Below are 17,605 nucleotides of genomic sequence, written 5' to 3' on the forward strand. Positions count from 1 at the left end.
TGAGGAGATTGCGTCATGCGCTCCCAAAGGACTCCGCTGACTCCCCTCGAGGCGGTGACGGCCGGCCTGCTGGCGGGGGCGGTGGGGACAGTGTGCCTGGATGCCGTCCATTACCTGAAGTACCGTCGCGCAGGCGGGACGGACAGCCCGCTCGCCTGGGAATTCGCGCCGGTCGAGAGCTGGGAGAAGGCCCCTGATCCGGGGCAGTTGGCGAAGCGGGTGGCCGAGGGCTTCACCCAGCGCCGGCTTCCTGATGATTCCGCCTGGCTCACGAGCACCATCGCTCACTGGGGCTACGGTTCAGCGGCCGGCGCGGCCTACGGCATCCTGGCCGGATCACTGCCCAGGCCCTCCCCCGTGTACGGCGTGCCTTTCGGTGCCGCGGTGTTCGCCGGTGACTACGTCGCCTTGCCGGTCGCAGGGCTCTACAAGCCGATCTGGCAGTACGACGCCAAGGTCCTGGCCTGGGATTTCGGCGCGCACGTCGCCTACGGCACCGGCACCGCGATCGCCTTCTGGCTGCTCAGCCGACTCGGTGTCGGCGGCGTCGGCCGGAGACCGTGAGCCGCCTGCCGGCCACGGGCCGATGCCCCTGCGCGCCACGGCTCCCTGCCGATGGGGGTGCGGTCGCTCCCGGGCCGCCGTTCAAGCATCGTGAGCCCACGATCACGCCCATCTTGTACGAGCGCAGGAAGTGTCAGTCATGGACATGAAACTCGAAGTCGTGGTGGTGCCGGTGTCCGACGTCGACCGGGCCAAGGGCTTCTACACGCGTTTGGGCTGGAGGCTGGACGCGGACATCGCCCCCGACGACAACTTCCGGGTGGTGCAGATGACGCCGCCGGGCTCACCGGCATCGGTCATCTTCGGCACCTCGCTCACGTCCCAGCCGCCGGGCTCGGCTCAGGGCCTGCAACTGATCGTGGACGACATCAACGCCGCATACGATGAGCTGAAACGGCTCGGCGCCGAGCCGAGCGAGGTGTTCCACGACGCCGGCGGCGTCTTCCACCACGCCGGAACGGACGCCCGGCTGCCGGGGCCGGATCCGCAGCGCACGAGCTACGGCTCGTTCCTGTCCTTCAGCGACCCGGACGGCAACGGCTGGCTCCTGCAGGAGATCACCACCCGGCTCCCGGGACGCCTCGACCCCGCGACCACGACGTTCGCCTCCGCCGAGGACCTGGCGAGCACACTGCGCCGCGCCGCGGCCGCGCACGGGGAGCATGAGGCACGCATCGGTGCGGAGGACCCGAACTGGCCGGACTGGTACGCCGAGTACATGGTGCGCGAGCGGGCCGGGACCGAACCGCCGTCGTGACCGCATCGTCCTGTCGAGAACTCCTGTGACAGCCGACGTGGGGCTGGATCGGGCGCTGTCCGTACCGATTCTGGTCCCGGACACGGTCACACACGTGCGGGCACGGAATCTGCTGGTGCGCAGTACTGGGCGCAGGTGCATTCCGAAAGGTGAGCGTTCCGGTCAGCGAGCCTGCCCGGCAGGCCCTTACGCGGCGTCAGCGGGGCCGGGAGCGAGGACGGGCCTGCCGGAGCCGGCCTTGATCCCCGCCGGCGGTGCTGGGCAAGTCCTTCGACACCGACGCCGTGACCCGCCGGTCAGGCCCCGGAGGGGGCGACGCAGGCGTAGAGGCGCAGCGGCCTCATGCCGTGGCGGGTCTTCATGGGCGCGTTGCTGCGGCCGCCCTCCACCCAGTGCTTCCCTCCTTCGATGGCCGTACGGATCTCCGTCGCCCACAGAAGGTAGTTGGGGCTGAAGCCGTCGAGGGTGGCGTGGCTGGTGCCGCCCGCCCACATGTGCAGGCGCTCCTCGTCGAGGAGGACGACCGCGGCGGCCAGCGTCCGGTCGCCTCGGTCGACGCGGACCACACGGGCGTGGTCGCCCAGGGCCATGACGAAGTCGGTGAAGGCACTCTCGGGATACATTCCGGCGCTGCCGTACTTGGCTGCCGTGCGGCGGGTGAGGTCGCCCACCGTGCGCAGGAAGTCGGGGCGGGGTGCCTCGACGGCGGTGGTGACGCCCGCGTCCGCCGCGCGCCGCAGGTACTGGCGGATCGTGCGCCGGGTGCGGGCGCCGAGGGTGGCGAGATAGGAGTCGTACGAGCCGAAGTCGTCCCCCGCCCCGGTGTGCAGCGGGAGTTGGAACCGGGTGACGATCTGTGCCACCCGCCACCCCTTGTCCCGCGCGACGTCGAGGACCGGGTCGCCCTCGGGGACACTGACGAGTCCCGCGGTCCGGGCGCCGTCGGCGGCGGCGAGGTCTCGTAGCGCGTCCAGCACGGCCCCGAGAACGCGTGCGCGTTGTCCGGGGCCGGTCGAGCGTACGGGTACGCGGGTGTCGTAGCAGTACCAGTTGTGCCCGAGGAGCGCCGGGCCGTCGGCGTCCTCGATGCCGACGGCGCGCAGGAAGCCGTACGGATCGCCCTGCTTCTGGAGGTAACACGGCAGCACGGCCAGCGTGCGGCCCGCTTCGGTCGCCGTCACGTAGCGGGCCGCGAGGAACGGGCTCAGCGGGCTTGTCTGATAGGCGCGCAGATAGGCGGGGGTGTAGTGGACGGGCGCGATGCCCTCCGTGGCCACCTGTTCCCATTGGACGATATCGACCTCATCGATGCGGTCGGTGACATCGACCGTGATGTGCCGCGCGCTCAACCCTGATCCCCTCCCGCTGCCCCGTCTCCTTCCTTTTCCTTGATCCAGCCCGCTCCCGTCATCGCGGCCAGGAAACGTTCTCCGAAACCCGGATCCCAGCGGATTCCCGCGTCGAGCTGGGCGGTTCGGACCACCCCCGCCGTGCCGGACACTCCGTCGACGCTCTGGGCCAGGGCCATCGCGGAGGCGTAGAAGCGGCCTCGGTCGTCGGCGAGCCGGCGCTGGAACCACTGCCGGTCGGTCTCGTCCACGGCTCCCATCAGGGCACGGAGGTTGAAGGGGCCCGGCCAGGACCTGTGCAGGCTCGGCCCGCCATGGGCTGCCGCAGGAACCTCGTCCCAGGCCTTCGACAGGGTGTGGTGCAGATCGGCCAGGAGGTCTGCCTGGCGTGCGAGGACGGCTCGGTCGGCGCCGAGCGGCCGCAGGGTGTCCAGCGCGTCGCGTCCGTACCGCCAACGGCGGCTCAGCAGAGCGGCGGCGAACGGATCGTCGTCGGGCGGCAGGCAGGCGGTCATCCGGCGCGCCGTCCAGCGGGTGAGGAGGGGGGCGAGCAGGTCGGCTTCGTGGGCACCGGCTGTCGCGACGACGGCGGCCGCGGACGCGGCGATCGCGGCGGACCGTCGCAGTTCCTGCGGGTCGACCTTGTCGAGGGTGTCGGCGCCGGAGTGGTTGAACCGGTCGGGCCAGTGGCCGAGTTGGACGGCGGGGCAGCCGATGGCCCGGTCGGCGAGGACCGCGTGGTCGGAGGCGCCGACGAACGGGGTCGTACGCCACGCCCACACGTCACAGCCGACGGCCCCGCTGTAGGAGTGCGCGGCGGGTGGCAGCGCGCGGACGCATGCCTCGACCAGCGCGCTGGCGAAGTGGGGCAGGTATTCCGGGCTGTGCTCGACGATCAGCGGTCCCCCGCAGCGCCGTTGGTCCTGGCCGACCATGTCGAGATCGACCGCCATCATGGGCAGCGGTCCCCGGCCCTCCTCCACGAGCCGGTGGACGTAGGCGGCGAGTCCCACGAACTCCGGTGCCCAGAGGAACCGGACGGGGCGGCGCAGGGGCCGCGCGGCCAGGACCCGCCCGGCCGCGAGGGCGGCCGCGACTCCGGAGGCGTTGTCGTTGGCGCCGGGGGCGGGGTGGCACAGGTGTGCGGTGATCAGGCAGGCGTCGGGCATCGGCGCGGAGCCAGGTCCCGCCGGGGTGCGGGCGACGACGACCGGCATCCGCGCGGGGGTGGTGTCGACGTCGACGTCGACGCGGGCACGTTCGCCCCGGCGGTGGGCACGCAGCAGCGCCTCCATCTGACTGGGCACCACGCTCAATCCGAACAGGGCGCTGTCGCCCGGCAGTTCGACGCGGCCCGCCCCGTCCGGCCGGTCGGAGCCGGTCGTCACGCAGAAGCCGCTCGCCCGCTCGTGCCCCATCCGGGCGAACAGCCTCCCGTCGAGGCACGCCATCGACGGGACCAGGACCACCGCGCCCGGCGGCCAGCCCTCGTCCTGCGCGCGCACGAGGGGTGCTTCACCGTGCGCGGCGGCCGAGTGCGCGGCGAGGGTGTACGGCTGGGCCGGATAGTCGACCAGGGCGGTCCGGCCGGGGACCGACAGGTTCGCGGAGCGCGGGGTCCACGACATGGGCGCGGTGAACGTCCACCACGAAGTACGGCCGTCGGCGGGGAAGTTCAGGATCTCCACCCCGGCGAGTCCGGCGCGTTCGGCCTCGCCCGCCACGAAGTCGGCCGCGGCGGCGATGCCCGTCGACCCCTGGTAGCGGTCCCATTCGGTGAGCCGGGCGACCCAGCACATCGCCTCGTCGGCGTCGATGCCGTGATGGATCCCGGCGACGAGGTCGGTGAGGCTACCCGGCATCGGCGAACGCCTCGCGGAAGGCGGTCAGACGGGCTTCGGAGAGGGGGACGGCGATCTTGTACAGCGGGCTGTCATGACGGCCGACGCCGGCAGCCTCACCCGGCCTCCCGCCGACCGCGGCCTCGCCGACACCGATCTCCTTCACCCGTACCCCGTGCTTCTCCCACACCAGGCTCGCGCCCGGGTCCCCGTCGACCGTCACCCACGGCAGACAGTCGGCCCCTTCGGTGACCTCGAGGCCGGTCCGCCGCAGTGTCCTGGCCACCACCGGCTTCACCTCGGCGATCCTGGTCCGCAGCGCGGCGAAGATGTCGCCCCGCGCCAGGAGACGTACGGCGACGGCGAGACCCGCGCCGCCGGCGCCGAGGGGCGGTGCGATCTCACGCAGCCGCTGGGTCAACTCGGTCGCGGCGAAGGCGAATCCGACCCGCAATCCGCCACAGCAGTACCCCTTCGACATGCTGCGCAGCACGATCAGGTTGGGGTGCCCGGCGACCGCCGGGACACAGCTCGCGTCCGGTCCGGCGTACACGGCGTACGCCTCGTCCAGGACGACGGTCGTGCCGCACGCGCGGGCGGCCTCGGTGATCTCCTCCAGCCGTTCCCTGCCGAAGAGGTCACCGGTGATCGTGGGCCGGTCCAGTACGAGGACCGAGGGGGTATGGCGGTCGAGGTCGGCGGTCAGGTCCTCGAACCGGGTGGTGATCGTCCGGGCGCCGAGGCGGGCGGCCCAGCGCGGCAGGTCCGGGTGGCCGCCGGCCAGACGCAGCACCGGTCCGGGCACGGCCAGTGCCGCGCACGCGTGCAGCAGACCGGTGGCACCCGCCCCCGCGGTCACCATGCCGGGCGCGAGGTCCAGCCCGAAGTGCCCGGAGAGTACGGGTGCGGCCAGGTCCGCGGAGTAGGGGTCGGACAGGGGGTAGGCGCGCGCGAGTTCGGCCAGGCCGCCGTCGTCGTACGCGCTCCGGAAGGCGCCGTCGACCCACGGTCGCACGAACGCGAACTCGTCCGGCGACCAGCGCAGGTCCAGCGTCGAGGGGTGGGGTTCCCGCTTCCCCTCCCATGCGGTGATCGCCCCCGCGGAGCCCCCCTCGTTCCGGGCGACGAACTGGACGTAGCGCGTCGTCGGGGCGGGCTCGCGGCCGACGGCGAAGTCCGCGTCGACGCGCTCGACGGTGAAGCCGGCGCGGGTCAGCAGGTCGCGCACCTCGGCCGGCTGGTACATCCGGACGTCGTCGTGGACGACCACCGGCTCCGCGTCGCCCCGCCGTATCTCGATCTCACCGGTGCTGCGGCCGGAGGCCACACGGTAGGCACGGCGGAAGTCGGCGCGCAGTCCCTTTGTCTCGAAGGTGGCTTCCGGTACGTAGTTTCCGGCGATGGCCAGCACGCTGGAGTGGTCGAGGATCAGCAGTCCGCCCGGGACGAGGACCCGGCGGACTTCCTGGAGCAGTCGCAGTTGCTGGGCGTCGCTCCCCCACCCGAACGACTGGACGCAGACGACGGCGTCGAACTCACCGACGGGCCACGGCAGTTCGCGCAGCAGGTCGAGGCGTATCCAGTCGACCCGGACACCCGCGGCGGCGGCCTCGGCCGCGGCGCGCCCCAGTGCCCACTCACCGGCGTCGATGCCGGTGACGCTGAACTCCCGTGCGGCGAGGGCGACAGCGTGTCGGCCGGTGCCGCAGCCGAGGTCGAGGACGCGGCGGCCGGGAGCCGAGGCGTCCAGGACGTCGGCGAGGTAGCCGGTCTCCGCCGCCGTGCGTTCGGGCGTGTACTCATGGTCCGCGACGGTCCAGAAGTCCTCCCCGAAGAAGGTGAGATACCAAGGAGGACCGTCCTGGCGGCGGGCATCGCTCATACGGCGTCCGCCCGCAACGCCTCCTGTCGGTGCAGGAATCCGCACACGTCGCACAGGCCCGCGGGGTTGGCCACGCCCTCCTGGAGCACGTACCGGCCCCCGCAGACGCGGCAGAGGTCGTCGACCAGGGGCAGCAGCGTGCGCTGGACGTTCTCGAAGGCGTTGAAGAGGTAGTAGTCGATGCCCGGCCACAGGTCGTAGAGGTGGTCGGCCACGGCGTAGGCGAGGGAGCGTTCGTCGGAGCCGGTGGTGAACCGGCCGGGGGCTCCCTGCCGGTTGAGGCCGGGTGCGACGAGCTCCAGGTAGAGGGTGAGTTCCTTCTTGGTGATGCGGTACAGCGGGAACACGTAACGGAGGGAGCCGAGTTCACGGACCGGGATGCCGCCCATGCGGTAGCCGGTGGTGAACCAGGTGACCATGCTGGCCACCAGGTCGTCGGCGTTGAAGCCGAACGCGACGACGGGGGCGCCCCGGCGTTCGGCTTCCTGTTCGAGCATGCGGCGCAGCACCTGGTGGCCGATGACCATGTTCATGTTGCGGTGCTCGCCGGCGACGACCTTGTTCATGACGTCCACGAAGGGCTCGCGGAGTTTGAACACCTCGGCCACGTCGTCGGCGGTGACGATGACGTGGTCCACGCCGAGTCCGGAGCAGGCGTCCAGAGCGGTCCGGAAGGTGGCGGGCTCGTCCCAGTCGGGCAGTCCGGTGATGGTCACCGCGGTCATGTCGACCTCGGGCCACCGGCCGCGGGTGCGTTCGAGGAGCTTGAGGTAGGCGACACTGTCACGTCCGCCGGACAGACCGATGACGACCCGGTCCCCCGCCCGCATGGTGGCACCGGCGGCGATGCTCTGGACGAACGTCTCCTCCACGTACGTCACGAAGGTCTCTGCGGTGAACTGTTCGGTGCGCCGCTCCAGAGTGCCGCCGTGGTCGAAGAGAACGGATTTGGTGTAGACGGGGTCGGGCGCGGCGTACACGTGCTCCTTGGGCCGGCGCAGGACGTCGAGGTCGTAGTGGCGCACCTGGCGCACCTCGATGACGTCGTCGGTGCCGACGACGGCCGTCGCCTCGGGGATCACCTCCCCGTCGCGATGGGCGAGCACGGCGTTCGCCGGGATTCCGTGGAGGCGCAGCACGTCCAGGAGGCGCTGTCCCGGTGTCGCGTGCAGGGTCTCCGAACCACCGGTCTTGTTGCGGAACACGACCGTGCTCACGGGTTCTCCCATCGTGTCGTGAGGTTCCGGGTGATCAGGGCAGGGCGGGTTGTGGTGCGGGGTTCCAGGCGGCCAGCGGTACGAGCGTCTCGGCGTCGGAGACGGATCCGTGCTCCCAGGCGGCACCGGGGTCGGGGACGGGAAAGCGGGGGGAGGTGGCCAGCGCGACGACCTCGCCGATGCGGGCGCGGACGACGGGTGTGGCGGACAGCAGTCCCCGTGCGTGGAGCTCGTCCGGAGTGAGGACGAGGGCGTGGTCTCCCAGGGTGTCGCGCAGCGCGGCGGCCACGGTTTCCTCGTGCCCGGGGAGCGGATGGAGCCAGCGGACGCGGCCGGCGCCGCCGCCGGGCATGCGGCAGTGGGCGGGGGCGTCGAGGCGCGCCCACGCTTCGGCGAGGTCCTGGCTGGGGGTCACCTCCACCTGGCCGTGGTCGGCGTGGGCGAGGACGCTCCAGCCGGCGTCGGCCCAGCGGGCGGCCGCCGTGTCGAGCAGGAGCAGTGCCTCGCGCAGCCGGGCGTCGTAGCCGGACCGGTGGATGTGGTCGTCGAGGTTCACGTACGCCCAGACCAGGGGCGGGGTGTCGAAAGCGTGCGCGAGGACGGCCTCGACCTCGCGCACGGTCCGCTCGGCCACGCTCACCGGGTCGGTGGACAGGGGCGCGGCGGCGGCCGGTGAGGGCACGATCCGGGCGCCGTGCAGCAGGGCGTTCACCCACGGACCGGTCAGCCGTTCCAGTTCCGCGCCGATCGCGAGGGCGGGCCGGCCCGAGTCGGCCGCGCGGTCGAAGAGGGTCGGTCCCGCGTGCAGCAGCGCCTTTCCGGGGGTGCGGGACGGGCCGAAGGCGTACGTCTCCCCGGTGACGAGGTGGGTGACGCAGTCGGCTCCGGGCGCGCGGTGGACCATGCCGACGGCGCCGTGGACACCGGGACCGGTGCCGGTGACCGCGGTGAGCCAGGCCGTCGTCGAGGTGCTGGGGAAGGTGGAGCGCAGTGGCCGGACGTGCGCGTGGCGGAACGCGGACTCGGCCACGTCGAGGGACAGGCCGTCGACCGCCAGGACGCACACCCCCCGGGCGGCGGCGCGCAGGGTGCGCGCGACGACTTCGGTGACCACGCGCAGGTCGGCGGACGCTGTCGACTGTCCGCCGACGCGCGACTTGGTGCTCAGAAGTTCGGCACGCAGTCGGTGCAGGTGGTGCGGAACTTGACGATGTGCGCGGCCTGCCGGTCCGCGATCATGCGCTCGACCAGGCGGGGCAGCAGCATCACGGGCGCCGGGGTCGACGTCCGTGTCACCTCGGTGGGGGATTTCTTGGTGGGAAGAGCTGTTTGCATGGATTCCTCCTGCCGGGAACGGTGTCAGAGAAACGTGCCAAACAACTTGCCAATTTTGCATGCACAGGTCAGCACATCGCGTGCTCGCATGTCAACGCCGGGCCGCGAAACGACCCTCAACTCGTATATTATTTGCCGCATTTGACGGAACGATAAATTCCGTCGACCGCGCCCTGATCAAGTCCGCCGACGAAGCCACCGACAACGACAGCGGCCCCTCCTTCAAGAACGCGCGCCGCTGATGAACCGGTTCGCCCGAATCTACCGGTCGTACGGCGGCTCGCCGAGCGCGTGAAGGAGACGATTGAGCACTTCACCGACAGTGAAGTCCCATCCCGTCAGGCGCTCCCCGCTCCAGTTGATCCCTATCCGGAGGTCTTCCTTGGCCAGGTCCGGCAAAGCCGCGCTTCGCCAATGATCCAGCGGCATGGAAACAGCTCGAAATTGAGGACCCCAAAGCTGAACGGCGCGCTGCGCACGCGTCGCCGACGACCAATAGGGGAAGGCCGCGTGCCCAGAACGTGCGACCGAGATCGGACAGCCGTCGTCGTCTCGAACCCACCAAACGGTACGAGTCCGAGCGATGTCACGGAAGAAGGCCGCCGCCTGAGCCCCGCTTGTGCTCACCTGATTCTCCTGGATCGTCTCAACCTGAGCATCACGCTTGAGCATGGCGCCAGAGGGCCCCGGTACCGCGCCGGAGGCGCCCGAACAATACGCCACGACGAAATCGGCGACGCGGGCGAGGAGGGGGCGCACCACTTGAGATGGACCGCGGCCCCGTGGAATCCCAGCCCCCGGCGGAAGGCGGAAGCTCCGCCCTGGCGGGACGCGCCTCCGTGTCCCGGCCGGCGGAGCCGGTGCGGCACGACCCGCCGTGCGCCCGCGCCGTCAGTATCTGGCCCTGAACAGAGCCCGCTCGCCGATGAACTCTCCTGTCATCGCCGCTGCCGCGAGCCGGTCCGCGAACCGCTCATAGGCCGCGTATTCGTGATCGGACAGCCGGACACCCTGCGCACCATCGTCCGGCCGGTCGGCGGCCAGGACGGCGGCCAGGACACAGACGTCCTCGTCGGGGGCGAGCGCGAGGACCGCCACCGTGCGGTCGATCGTCCCGAGGTAGTCGCCGGGGCCGGCGACGCTCTCGATGTCCGCCGAACCGTCCGCCCGGCGGGTCACGGCCAGGGACGGATGGGCCTCGGCGCCGAGGCGTACGGCCCGGCGAACGCGTTGGAGCGCGCGCAGGTCCTCCTCCGCCACGGTCACGGGATGCAGCGGGATCAGCGGCCTGCCGTCCGGAGCGAAGAGGCCGCTGTCCCGCGTGGGGTCCTGGGACGTGTCGTGCACCGCCCATCTGCTGCGCAGCGCCGCAGGGAGCGCGTGATGGATCCGGCTCCAGGCGTCGAGGCAGGTGGGGGCGTCGAGTTCGGGCACGTGTTCCAGCCCGGGCGGGTAGGCGACGTCGATCTCCTCGCCGACGAGGCGTCGGCGCATGGACCAGGCCGCGTGGTACGGCGCGAGCACGAGGTCGTGGGTCATGTAGAAGTCGTAGAGCCACGTCGGGTCCTGCGGGACGAGCCGAACCGTCGTGCTCCCGCCCCCTGAACCGATCGGGCGAGGGCGGGTGGAGGGCATGGGAGTTTTCCTCTCGGACACGGGTGGTCGACGGCGTACGCGGAGGTCCACGCCCGCGACGCCTGCGGCCATCACGTTATCGTCACCGCGACGATATAGCCAGGCGTACGAGAAACCCTGGAGCAGGGCGGACGCGGCCGCCGGCACCGGCGGCGATCACGGCACACGGTCGATTGACGAAGGTCAGGGGTCAATTGACGAAGATCAGCTTCTCCGCCTCCGCGACGATCTCTTCCGGATCGGGCGCGTTCGACAGGGTGTCCGCGTAGCGGTCCGCGTCCGGGTCGGCGGCGCGGCGGGCGCGCGCGACGGCGTCCTCCACGTCGTAGCGAGTGGTCCTGAGCCGGACGTCGGGGCCCAGCAGCGCCCAGTAGGCGGTGCCCGGGTCACCCGTGTGGTACGGCAGCCCGACGCTGCCCGGGTTCACGCTGCGCAGGCCCGCCACGGCGCGGTCGAACTGGAGGTGTGAGTGCCCGGTGACCAGGACCCGCGCGTCGATGTTCGCGGACAGCTCCGCGAACCGCTCCTCGGGTGTCCCCGGTGTCACCAGTTCGTGGTCACTGCGCGGCGAACCGTGGCAGAAGTGCACGGGTCCGAGTCCGTCGATCTCGACGACGACCCCGAACGGCAGGCGGTCGAGGAAGGCGATGGCCTCGGGCGAGTGCTGTGCGGCGATCCACGCCTGACGCGGGGTGTCGGGGGTCCGTGCGGCGGTGCCGATCTGTGCGGCGTAGCGGTCGGCGTTGCCGCGCAGGCACAGGGCGCGTTCGCCCAGCGCGACGATCCGTTCGTACGTCTCCTGCGGCTGCGGTCCCCACGTCAGATCGCCGCACAGGACGACGAAGTCGGCCGTGGCGACGTCCGGTTCGGCGAGCACCGCGTCGAAGGCGGGGATGTTGGCGTGCACGTCGGAGAGCACGGCGACCCGGGCGGCCGGCCCGTACCGGCGTGGCGGTCCCTCCCCGTTCGCGGGACCGTGCAGTTCGACGTCGATGTCGGCCATGGGTGCCTTCCTCCTGGTGAGCGGGGGCTTCCCCGGTCGCGCGGGACCGGTGCGGTCAGCGGTCGGTCGAGGTGGCGCGCGGTCAGCGGTCAGCCGCGGCGGCGGCCGGGGGTCCGGCGGGGCGGACCGTACGAGGGTGCGTGGGACGCTTGCCGGGAGGCGGCCCGATCAGCGGCCGGCCTTCGGAGGGCAGACCCTCCACCATCTCCGCGGCGATCACGATCCGGTCCCACAGCGGAAGCCCGTCCACGTCCGCGGCGAGCTCCTCCACCCGCGCCAGCAGCGACGGGGGGCCGGCCGGACGGCCCGGCGTGCCAGAAGACGCGGGGCCGGTGGAAGCGTCCGAGGACCCGGGCCGGGCGAACGTGGCCACGGACGGTGTCCGGGTGAGGGTGTGGGCCGGGTGAGCGGCGTACAACTCGCTTACTACAGCCATCAGTTCGGCCGCGCCCTGCGGTGACACGTCGGCGGCCAGCAGGGACAGCGCCTCCGCCCGGCGGCCGGGCAGCAGGACGCCCACCTCGCGGATCAGGTCGGCCGGATCGTCGGGAGCGTGCACGAAGTTGAGGCACATCAGCTCGCATCCGAGCGCCCCGCGCAGTGAACCGCCTTCCACCGAGCGGTTCTTGGACGACCCCTTCAGCTCGGCGAGCCGTTCCGCCGCGCTCGTCCCGGTGATGTCGGACCCCCGGGTGTCGCGGAGCGCGACGAAGACACAGGGCGGTCCGGACTCGAGAATCATGTCCACGGCCCGGATGACCGCCAGCGGCGCCGCGTTGATCTGGTAGCGCCACAGTTCCCGGCACACCCGCCTGTCCACCCGCACGGTCAGGGCGCCGAGGGCCTCGAATCCGTGCGCGGCCAGGAAGGCGAGGGCGGGTTCGACGCGGCGGCCGACGACGGCGTCCGGTTTGAACATCACGAACGTCGACAGCAGCAGGGCCCGGTCGGCCCTTTCCGGTTCCCAGCCGTCCAGCAAGGCCGCCATTTCCCGGAAATAGACGTCGTCGGGATAGGTGCGGCGTCTTTCCGGATCATACGTGAGGGGATCCCTCAACCACGCGTCGACCGTCATGCTCCTCCGGCATTCGGTTCGTCCGCCGGGCTCGACCGAGCATCCGCGCGGTATGTCAAGTCGGCTGTATGCAAAGCGAGTTGCCTCATTGTCATGCACCATTCGAGGGCAATACGCTGAGGCTACTTTCCATGACCGACCACATCAAGGAGGGTCCCATGAGTGTCGCCTTCAAGCAGGTCAAGGTCCGCCCGAAGCCGGGCAAGTAGTCAACCGTCGAATGCGATCGGGATCCGGATCCGGGCCTGTTCGCCCTCCAGCGGTCCCGATCGCATTCTTCCTGGGCCACCACGGAGTCCCCCGGACCAGGGGCCCCGTCCACCTTCGCGCACCGGGGCGGAGCCGGCGTTGACAGACGCACCGACCGGAACGGCGACGGACGTGACGGTGTCCGCCGCGACCGTCCTCGCCCTCCTCGACGCGGGGCCCACGGCGTCGCGAGAGGCCGTGTTACGAACCGCACGCGAGGGCCGCCACAAACTCGCCGCGACGCTGCTGAGCCTGTGGGCCGAGGACGGCCAGACCCTCACCGAGGCACAGACGGCCGAACTGCGCCTGCACCGGGACCGCGTCGACCACTACCGCCGGATCTGGTCACGGTTGCGGACGGTCGCGCCCGGCGTCTCCCTGCTCAAGGGAATGACCATCGCCGGCCTCTACCCGCCGGGGGTGCTCCGCGCCGCCGGCGATCTCGACGTCGTCTGCCCCGGCCACGAGGACCTGTGGAACTGCGCCCGTCACCTGACCGCGAACGGCTGGGACCTCGCCGCCTTCACCGTCAGCCCCGCGAGGACCGGCGACTCCGTGCCCCTGCACCTGGGAGCCGAGTTCCGCAACCCGGCGCCCGAACCGTCCCCCGACCCCTACGCCGTCGGCCTGTTCACCGCGGAGATCGTGACCGCGGTGCACGCCCCGGCCTGGCAGCTGACCCGCCCCTCCCGCTCCGAACTGGCCGCCTGCGCCGTCGCACTGGTGGCGGAGCGCTGGGAGCGCCCCCTGCGCAGCCGTGACCTGCTCGACCTGGCGCTGCTGCTCCAGCACCTCGACGACACGGGCGTACGGCAGTTGCGTACCGACCTCGCCAGGACCGGTCTGTGGCCGGAGTGGCGGGAAGCCCTGCGCGCCATGGCCCGTCTGGGCTGGCGGCCCGCCGTGACGCTGCCGCGCACCCGGAGGGCCGCGGTACGCGCCCGGCTGCTGCGGGCGGCCCGCGCGACGGCACGCTGGAGCAGCCCCGTCCGCGCGCCCGCGCTGGTAGCCCAGGCGGGCATCGAGGGCGAGGGCGGCCGTATCGCGGAATACGCCTCCGACCTCGCCCACCGCGGCATCGGCGCCCGGCGGCTGCTCGGCGCGGGGCTGCCGCTGTTCGGCGTACCCGTGGACGACGAGCGGGCGGACGGACTGTGCCTGCACGACGTGGGGCGTCATCTCGTCGCGCGGACTCCGCTGGGCTCGTTCCTGCTGGTGTCGGGCGCCGCCCGGCGGGAGTGGCTCGACGAGGCGGCCGAGGGCGGGCGGGCCGACGCGGAGCCCGGCAGGTGATCCTCCTGTGCCCCTCAGCGGACACGGGTCCGACGACTCCGACGGGAACGGGAGCCTGATGACGGACAGCGGAAACGGCGGGAAAGACGGTGCCCGTCCCGGCGGCGGCGAACCGGCCGTCGAGACGAACGGGCTGCGGCGGGAGTACCGCACACGGCGCGGGCCGGCGGTCGTCGCGCTCGACGACGTGTCGGTCAGCGTGGAGCAGGGCGAGGTGCACGGGCTGCTCGGTCCGAACGGCGCGGGCAAGAGCACCCTGATGAAGATCCTGTCCACGGTACTGCTGCCGACCTCGGGAACCGGTCGGGTGCTCGGCCACGACCTGGCGACCGAACACCGCCGGATCCGGCCCCTGCTCGGCATCGTCTTCGGCGGCGAACGCGGACTCTACCCCCGCCTGACAGCACGTCAGAATCTGCGCTACTGGGCCGCCTTGTACGGTCTGGCCAGCCGGGCCGGCATCGCCCGCACCGACGCGCTGCTCGACGAACTCGGGCTCGCCGACCGCGCCGACGACCGGGTGGAGACCTTCTCCGTGGGTATGCGCCAGCGTCTGCACCTCGCTCGCGGCATCATCGGCGATCCCCGCGTCCTGCTGCTCGACGAGCCGACCAACGGCCTGGACCCGCTGGCCGCACGGCAGTTGCGCGAACTGATCCGGCGGCTGGCCGGCGAGGGGCGCACCGTACTGCTCGCCACGCACGACCTGGCCGAGGCCGAAGTCCTCTGCGACCGCGTCACCATGATCAACCACGGGAGGGTGGTCGCCGCGGAGGCGCCCAGGACCCTCGCCCGGCTCGTCTCACACCGGGAGCGTGTCCGTGTCCGCGCCGGGGAACCCCTGCTGGACCTGGTGCGAGCACTCCCGGGAGTCCTCGGCACGGAACCCGCCGACGACGGGACCACGCTCGTGACGGTGGAGAACAAGGAGGCCGTGGGCCGCGTGCTCGCCTTCGTCGTCGAGCGGGGCGTGACCGAGGTCCGCACCGAACTGCCCGGCCTCGAAGAGGTCTACCTGCACCTCGTGCACCGTGGCGAGACGCGCAGCGTGGTGAACCGGTGAGTCTGCTCGCGGCCGCCGGCCGGTTCCAGGGACGCCTGGTACTCACCCATCGCGACTACCTCATCGACCTCGTGCGTACGCCGCTGCTCGCCGCGGTCTTCCTGCTCCTGATCCGGCACAACGAACGCCCCGACCTCCTCGCCAACGGCCTCCTCGCCCCCGTACTGATGGGGGTGTGGAGCATGGCCATGCTCATCTCCGGGGAGGTCGTGGACAACGACCGCTGGCTCGGCACGCTGGAGCTCCAGATCGCCGCGCCCGTCGCCTTCGCCCGGGTGGTCCTCAGCCGTGTCTGGGTGACCACCGCGATCAGCCTGCTGACGGTGGGGGAGGTCGCCGCCGTCGCGGTCCTCGGCTTCGGCACCGTTCCCCGCGTACCGCATCCCGGCGTCCTCGCCGTGGGACTCCTGGCCACCGCCGTCGCCACCGCGGGCACCGCCACGCTGATGGCGGCCCTGTTCGTCGCGACCCGGACGGCCCGCACCTTCCAGAACTCCCTGAGCTACCCCGTCCTGCTGCTCGGCGGGGTCTTCACCCCCCTGGACCGGCTGCCGGAGTGGACCCACCCCGTCGGCCGCCTCATCTATCTGTCCTGGAGCTCCGACCTGCTGCGCGACGCACTCGCCCCGGCCACGGTCACCTCCGTCCCGTGGCGCACCGGCGCCATCCTCGGTCTCGGCCTCCTGACCGGGGCCGGCGGACGGCTCCTGCTCGGCAGGGTCGTACGGCTCGTCCGCGAGAACGGGACGGTGGGACTGCGGTGAGCCGCACCGCCGACGACACCCGGACGGGCCGCCGCACGCGGGTCCTGGGCTGGGCGGCACGCGCCGGGGCCGCCGACTACGGCACGGTGTTCACCTGGAAGACCTGGCTGCTCGGCTGGTTCGTCCGCATGCTCGCGCAGGTCCTCTTCTTCGCCACCATCGGCAACCTGCTCGGGCCGGGACAGGCCCGCTATCTCCTGGTCGGCAACGCGGTGGCACTCGTCGCGCTGCACGGCGTGTTCGCGACCGCCTCCACCACCTGGGAGCTCCAGAACGGCACTCTCCCCCTCCTGGTCGCCTCACCGAGCAGCCCGGCGCTGGTCCTGGTCGGGCGGAGCCTCTTCTGGCTGCCGGACGGGGTGGCCTGCGGGCTGGGCGCCGTGCTCATCCTCGGCCCGGTGGCCGGACTGCCTCTGAGCGTGGCATCGGTGGCTCTGCTCGCCGCCCTGCTGATCCTCGTCGCCGTGACGAGCTACTGCCTCGGCCTCTTCCTCGGATCCCTGGTGCTGACCGCCGTCGACCTGCGCAACGTCGTGTCGAACGCGGCGTTCACGGTGATGCTGATCGTCTGCGGGCCGGAGGTTCCGGCGGACGCCGTCGGCCCCGTCCTCGCCGGGTTCGGCCAGGTGCTGCCCCTCACCCACGCACTGCTGGCGATCCGGGAGGTACTGGCGGGCGACGCCGGCGGGCACACCGCCCAACTGGCCGGATGGGAGACACTGATCGGCGCGTGCTGGCTGGCCGCGGCGCTCACCGTGCTCGGTCTGCGGGCCCGGAGAAGCAGGCGGGACGGGGCGGCCCTCTTCCTGACGTGAGGGACATGACGGACTCGACCGACGTGAGGGACGTGACGCACGGGACCGACGTGACCGTCCCGTGGCCGGAGGCACACGGTCGTCGCGCCCGCTCCGCTAGCGTGCCCGGCCATGGGCGAACTCATAGTGATCAGACACGGCCAGACCGAATGGAGCCTGTCGGGCAGGCACGCAGGCCGTACCGACGTTCCGTTGACCGAGGCGGGTGAGGCGACGGCCGAGGCGCTCGCCCCGAGGCTGGCCCGACGCCCTCTGGCCGCCGTCCTCAGCAGCCCGCTGAGCCGCGCCACACGGACCGCCGAACTGGCGGGCCTGACCGACGTCAGGCCCGATCCCGACCTCCTGGAATGGGACTACGGCGGCTACGAAGGACTGACCGCGGCACAGATCAGGGAGCTGCGGCCCGGTTGGGACCTGTGGCGGGACGGCGTCGTTCCCGGCGACACCGGCCATCCCGGTGAGCGGATCCAGGAGGTGGCCGCGCGCACGGACGCGGTGCTCGACCGGATCCGGCCACTGCTGCGCGACGGCGACGTGGCCGTCGTCGCCCACGGTCATCTGGCGCGGGTGCTCACCGTGCGCTGGCTCGGCCTCGACGCGTCCGCCGCCCGCCTGCTCGGCCACCCGCATCCCGGCACGCTCAGTTTCCTGGCCACCGAGGACGACCAGCCGTTCATCGCCGCCTGGAACGTCCCGTAACGGCGGCCGTCGCCCGTACACCTGCCGTGAGAGACACCGGAGGCATGTGGGCACCGCGGCACCC

At 71.9% G+C, this 17,605-nt stretch carries 17 protein-coding genes; 7 read left to right on the forward strand and 10 right to left on the reverse strand.

The features are described from left to right. Nucleotides 1-15: 15 nt before the first annotated feature. Both ACF07B_RS39475 and ACF07B_RS39480 read left to right on the forward strand, forming a co-directional pair. A complete protein-coding gene (locus ACF07B_RS39475; RefSeq protein ID WP_392182474.1) occupies nucleotides 16-564 on the forward strand; it encodes a hypothetical protein in 549 nt (182 codons plus the stop codon). A gap of 139 nt (nucleotides 565-703) precedes the next feature. Further along, the gene (locus ACF07B_RS39480) at nucleotides 704-1,321 is read left to right on the forward strand and encodes a VOC family protein (protein ID WP_392182475.1); all 618 of its coding nucleotides are present in this window, start codon (nucleotides 704-706) and stop codon (nucleotides 1,319-1,321) included. Between the two features lie 296 nt (nucleotides 1,322-1,617). Here ACF07B_RS39480 and ACF07B_RS39485 read toward each other — a convergent pair whose 3' ends face one another. The 10 genes from ACF07B_RS39485 to ACF07B_RS39530 all read right to left on the reverse strand — a co-directional run bounded on the left by ACF07B_RS39485 (nucleotide 1,618) and on the right by ACF07B_RS39530 (nucleotide 12,658). Further along, nucleotides 1,618-2,670, reverse strand: a complete 1,053-nt coding sequence (locus ACF07B_RS39485; protein WP_392182476.1) for a GNAT family N-acetyltransferase — start codon at nucleotides 2,668-2,670, stop codon at nucleotides 1,618-1,620. Next, entirely contained in the window at nucleotides 2,667-4,532 is a 1,866-nt protein-coding gene (locus ACF07B_RS39490) for a DUF4910 domain-containing protein (RefSeq protein WP_392182477.1), read from the reverse strand. Before ACF07B_RS39490 ends, ACF07B_RS39485 begins: the two co-directional genes overlap by 4 nt. Beyond that, nucleotides 4,522-6,393: an aminotransferase class I/II-fold pyridoxal phosphate-dependent enzyme gene (locus tag ACF07B_RS39495; protein ID WP_392182478.1), complete on the reverse strand. Its 1,872-nt coding sequence runs from the start codon at nucleotides 6,391-6,393 to the stop codon at nucleotides 4,522-4,524. Before ACF07B_RS39495 ends, ACF07B_RS39490 begins: the two co-directional genes overlap by 11 nt. Then, nucleotides 6,390-7,610: a hypothetical protein gene (locus tag ACF07B_RS39500; RefSeq protein WP_328664005.1), complete on the reverse strand. Its 1,221-nt coding sequence runs from the start codon at nucleotides 7,608-7,610 to the stop codon at nucleotides 6,390-6,392. The genes ACF07B_RS39495 and ACF07B_RS39500 overlap by 4 nt, the downstream gene beginning before the upstream one ends. 34 nt (nucleotides 7,611-7,644) lie before the next feature. Beyond that, nucleotides 7,645-8,724, reverse strand: coding sequence for an alkaline phosphatase family protein (locus tag ACF07B_RS39505; protein ID WP_392182479.1), 1,080 nt, complete (start codon nucleotides 8,722-8,724; stop codon nucleotides 7,645-7,647). Between the two features lie 50 nt (nucleotides 8,725-8,774). Then, nucleotides 8,775-8,945, reverse strand: a complete 171-nt coding sequence (locus tag ACF07B_RS39510) for a hypothetical protein (RefSeq protein ID WP_362391192.1) — start codon at nucleotides 8,943-8,945, stop codon at nucleotides 8,775-8,777. Between the two features lie 261 nt (nucleotides 8,946-9,206). After that, complete coding sequence (locus ACF07B_RS39515) at nucleotides 9,207-9,617, reverse strand: DUF2750 domain-containing protein (protein ID WP_392182480.1); 411 nt, start codon at nucleotides 9,615-9,617, stop codon at nucleotides 9,207-9,209. A 219-nt stretch (nucleotides 9,618-9,836) separates the two neighbouring features. Next, entirely contained in the window at nucleotides 9,837-10,580 is a 744-nt protein-coding gene (locus ACF07B_RS39520; protein WP_392182481.1) for a hypothetical protein, read from the reverse strand. A 190-nt stretch (nucleotides 10,581-10,770) separates the two neighbouring features. Then, nucleotides 10,771-11,583: a metallophosphoesterase family protein gene (locus ACF07B_RS39525; RefSeq protein ID WP_392182482.1), complete on the reverse strand. Its 813-nt coding sequence runs from the start codon at nucleotides 11,581-11,583 to the stop codon at nucleotides 10,771-10,773. A gap of 82 nt (nucleotides 11,584-11,665) precedes the next feature. Continuing rightward, nucleotides 11,666-12,658 carry a nucleoside-diphosphate kinase gene (locus ACF07B_RS39530; RefSeq protein WP_392182483.1) on the reverse strand — a complete coding sequence of 331 codons (993 nt, stop codon included), beginning with the start codon at nucleotides 12,656-12,658 and terminating at the stop codon, nucleotides 11,666-11,668. 348 nt (nucleotides 12,659-13,006) lie between these two features. Here ACF07B_RS39530 and ACF07B_RS39535 point away from each other — a divergent pair, with 348 nt between their 5' ends. From ACF07B_RS39535 to ACF07B_RS39555, 5 genes are all read left to right on the forward strand, one after another. Next, nucleotides 13,007-14,200: a nucleotidyltransferase family protein gene (locus tag ACF07B_RS39535; protein ID WP_392182484.1), complete on the forward strand. Its 1,194-nt coding sequence runs from the start codon at nucleotides 13,007-13,009 to the stop codon at nucleotides 14,198-14,200. Nucleotides 14,201-14,258: 58 nt separating this feature from the next. Next, nucleotides 14,259-15,263, forward strand: a complete 1,005-nt coding sequence (locus ACF07B_RS39540) for an ABC transporter ATP-binding protein (protein ID WP_392182485.1) — start codon at nucleotides 14,259-14,261, stop codon at nucleotides 15,261-15,263. Further along, on the forward strand, nucleotides 15,260-16,027 hold the full coding sequence (locus ACF07B_RS39545) for an ABC transporter permease (RefSeq protein WP_392182486.1): 768 nt from the start codon (nucleotides 15,260-15,262) through the stop codon (nucleotides 16,025-16,027). Before ACF07B_RS39540 ends, ACF07B_RS39545 begins: the two co-directional genes overlap by 4 nt. Beyond that, a complete protein-coding gene (locus ACF07B_RS39550) occupies nucleotides 16,024-16,842 on the forward strand; it encodes an ABC transporter permease (RefSeq protein WP_384238378.1) in 819 nt (272 codons plus the stop codon). Before ACF07B_RS39545 ends, ACF07B_RS39550 begins: the two co-directional genes overlap by 4 nt. Nucleotides 16,843-16,953: 111 nt before the next feature. Further along, a complete protein-coding gene (locus ACF07B_RS39555) occupies nucleotides 16,954-17,541 on the forward strand; it encodes a histidine phosphatase family protein (protein WP_392182487.1) in 588 nt (195 codons plus the stop codon). Nucleotides 17,542-17,605 lie beyond the last annotated feature (64 nt).

This window comes from Streptomyces sp. NPDC015532 (assembly GCF_043078065.1).
In the GTDB taxonomy this organism is placed as follows: Bacteria; Actinomycetota; Actinomycetes; order Streptomycetales; family Streptomycetaceae; genus Streptomyces.

What these genes read in the sequence shown, in the direction of transcription:
- ACF07B_RS39475 (WP_392182474.1), top strand. Translation starts at nt 16, where the DNA reads ATGCGCTCCCAAAGGACTCCGCTGACTCCCCTCGAGGCGGTGACGGCC.
- ACF07B_RS39480 (WP_392182475.1), top strand. Translation starts at nt 704, where the DNA reads ATGGACATGAAACTCGAAGTCGTGGTGGTGCCGGTGTCCGACGTCGAC.
- ACF07B_RS39490 (WP_392182477.1), bottom strand. Translation starts at nt 4,532, where the DNA reads ATGCCGGGTAGCCTCACCGACCTCGTCGCCGGGATCCATCACGGCATC.
- ACF07B_RS39495 (WP_392182478.1), bottom strand. Translation starts at nt 6,393, where the DNA reads ATGAGCGATGCCCGCCGCCAGGACGGTCCTCCTTGGTATCTCACCTTC.
- ACF07B_RS39510 (WP_362391192.1), bottom strand. Translation starts at nt 8,945, where the DNA reads ATGCAAACAGCTCTTCCCACCAAGAAATCCCCCACCGAGGTGACACGG.
- ACF07B_RS39515 (WP_392182480.1), bottom strand. Translation starts at nt 9,617, where the DNA reads ATGCTCAAGCGTGATGCTCAGGTTGAGACGATCCAGGAGAATCAGGTG.
- ACF07B_RS39520 (WP_392182481.1), bottom strand. Translation starts at nt 10,580, where the DNA reads ATGCCCTCCACCCGCCCTCGCCCGATCGGTTCAGGGGGCGGGAGCACG.
- ACF07B_RS39525 (WP_392182482.1), bottom strand. Translation starts at nt 11,583, where the DNA reads ATGGCCGACATCGACGTCGAACTGCACGGTCCCGCGAACGGGGAGGGA.
- ACF07B_RS39530 (WP_392182483.1), bottom strand. Translation starts at nt 12,658, where the DNA reads ATGACGGTCGACGCGTGGTTGAGGGATCCCCTCACGTATGATCCGGAA.
- ACF07B_RS39540 (WP_392182485.1), top strand. Translation starts at nt 14,259, where the DNA reads ATGACGGACAGCGGAAACGGCGGGAAAGACGGTGCCCGTCCCGGCGGC.
- ACF07B_RS39555 (WP_392182487.1), top strand. Translation starts at nt 16,954, where the DNA reads ATGGGCGAACTCATAGTGATCAGACACGGCCAGACCGAATGGAGCCTG.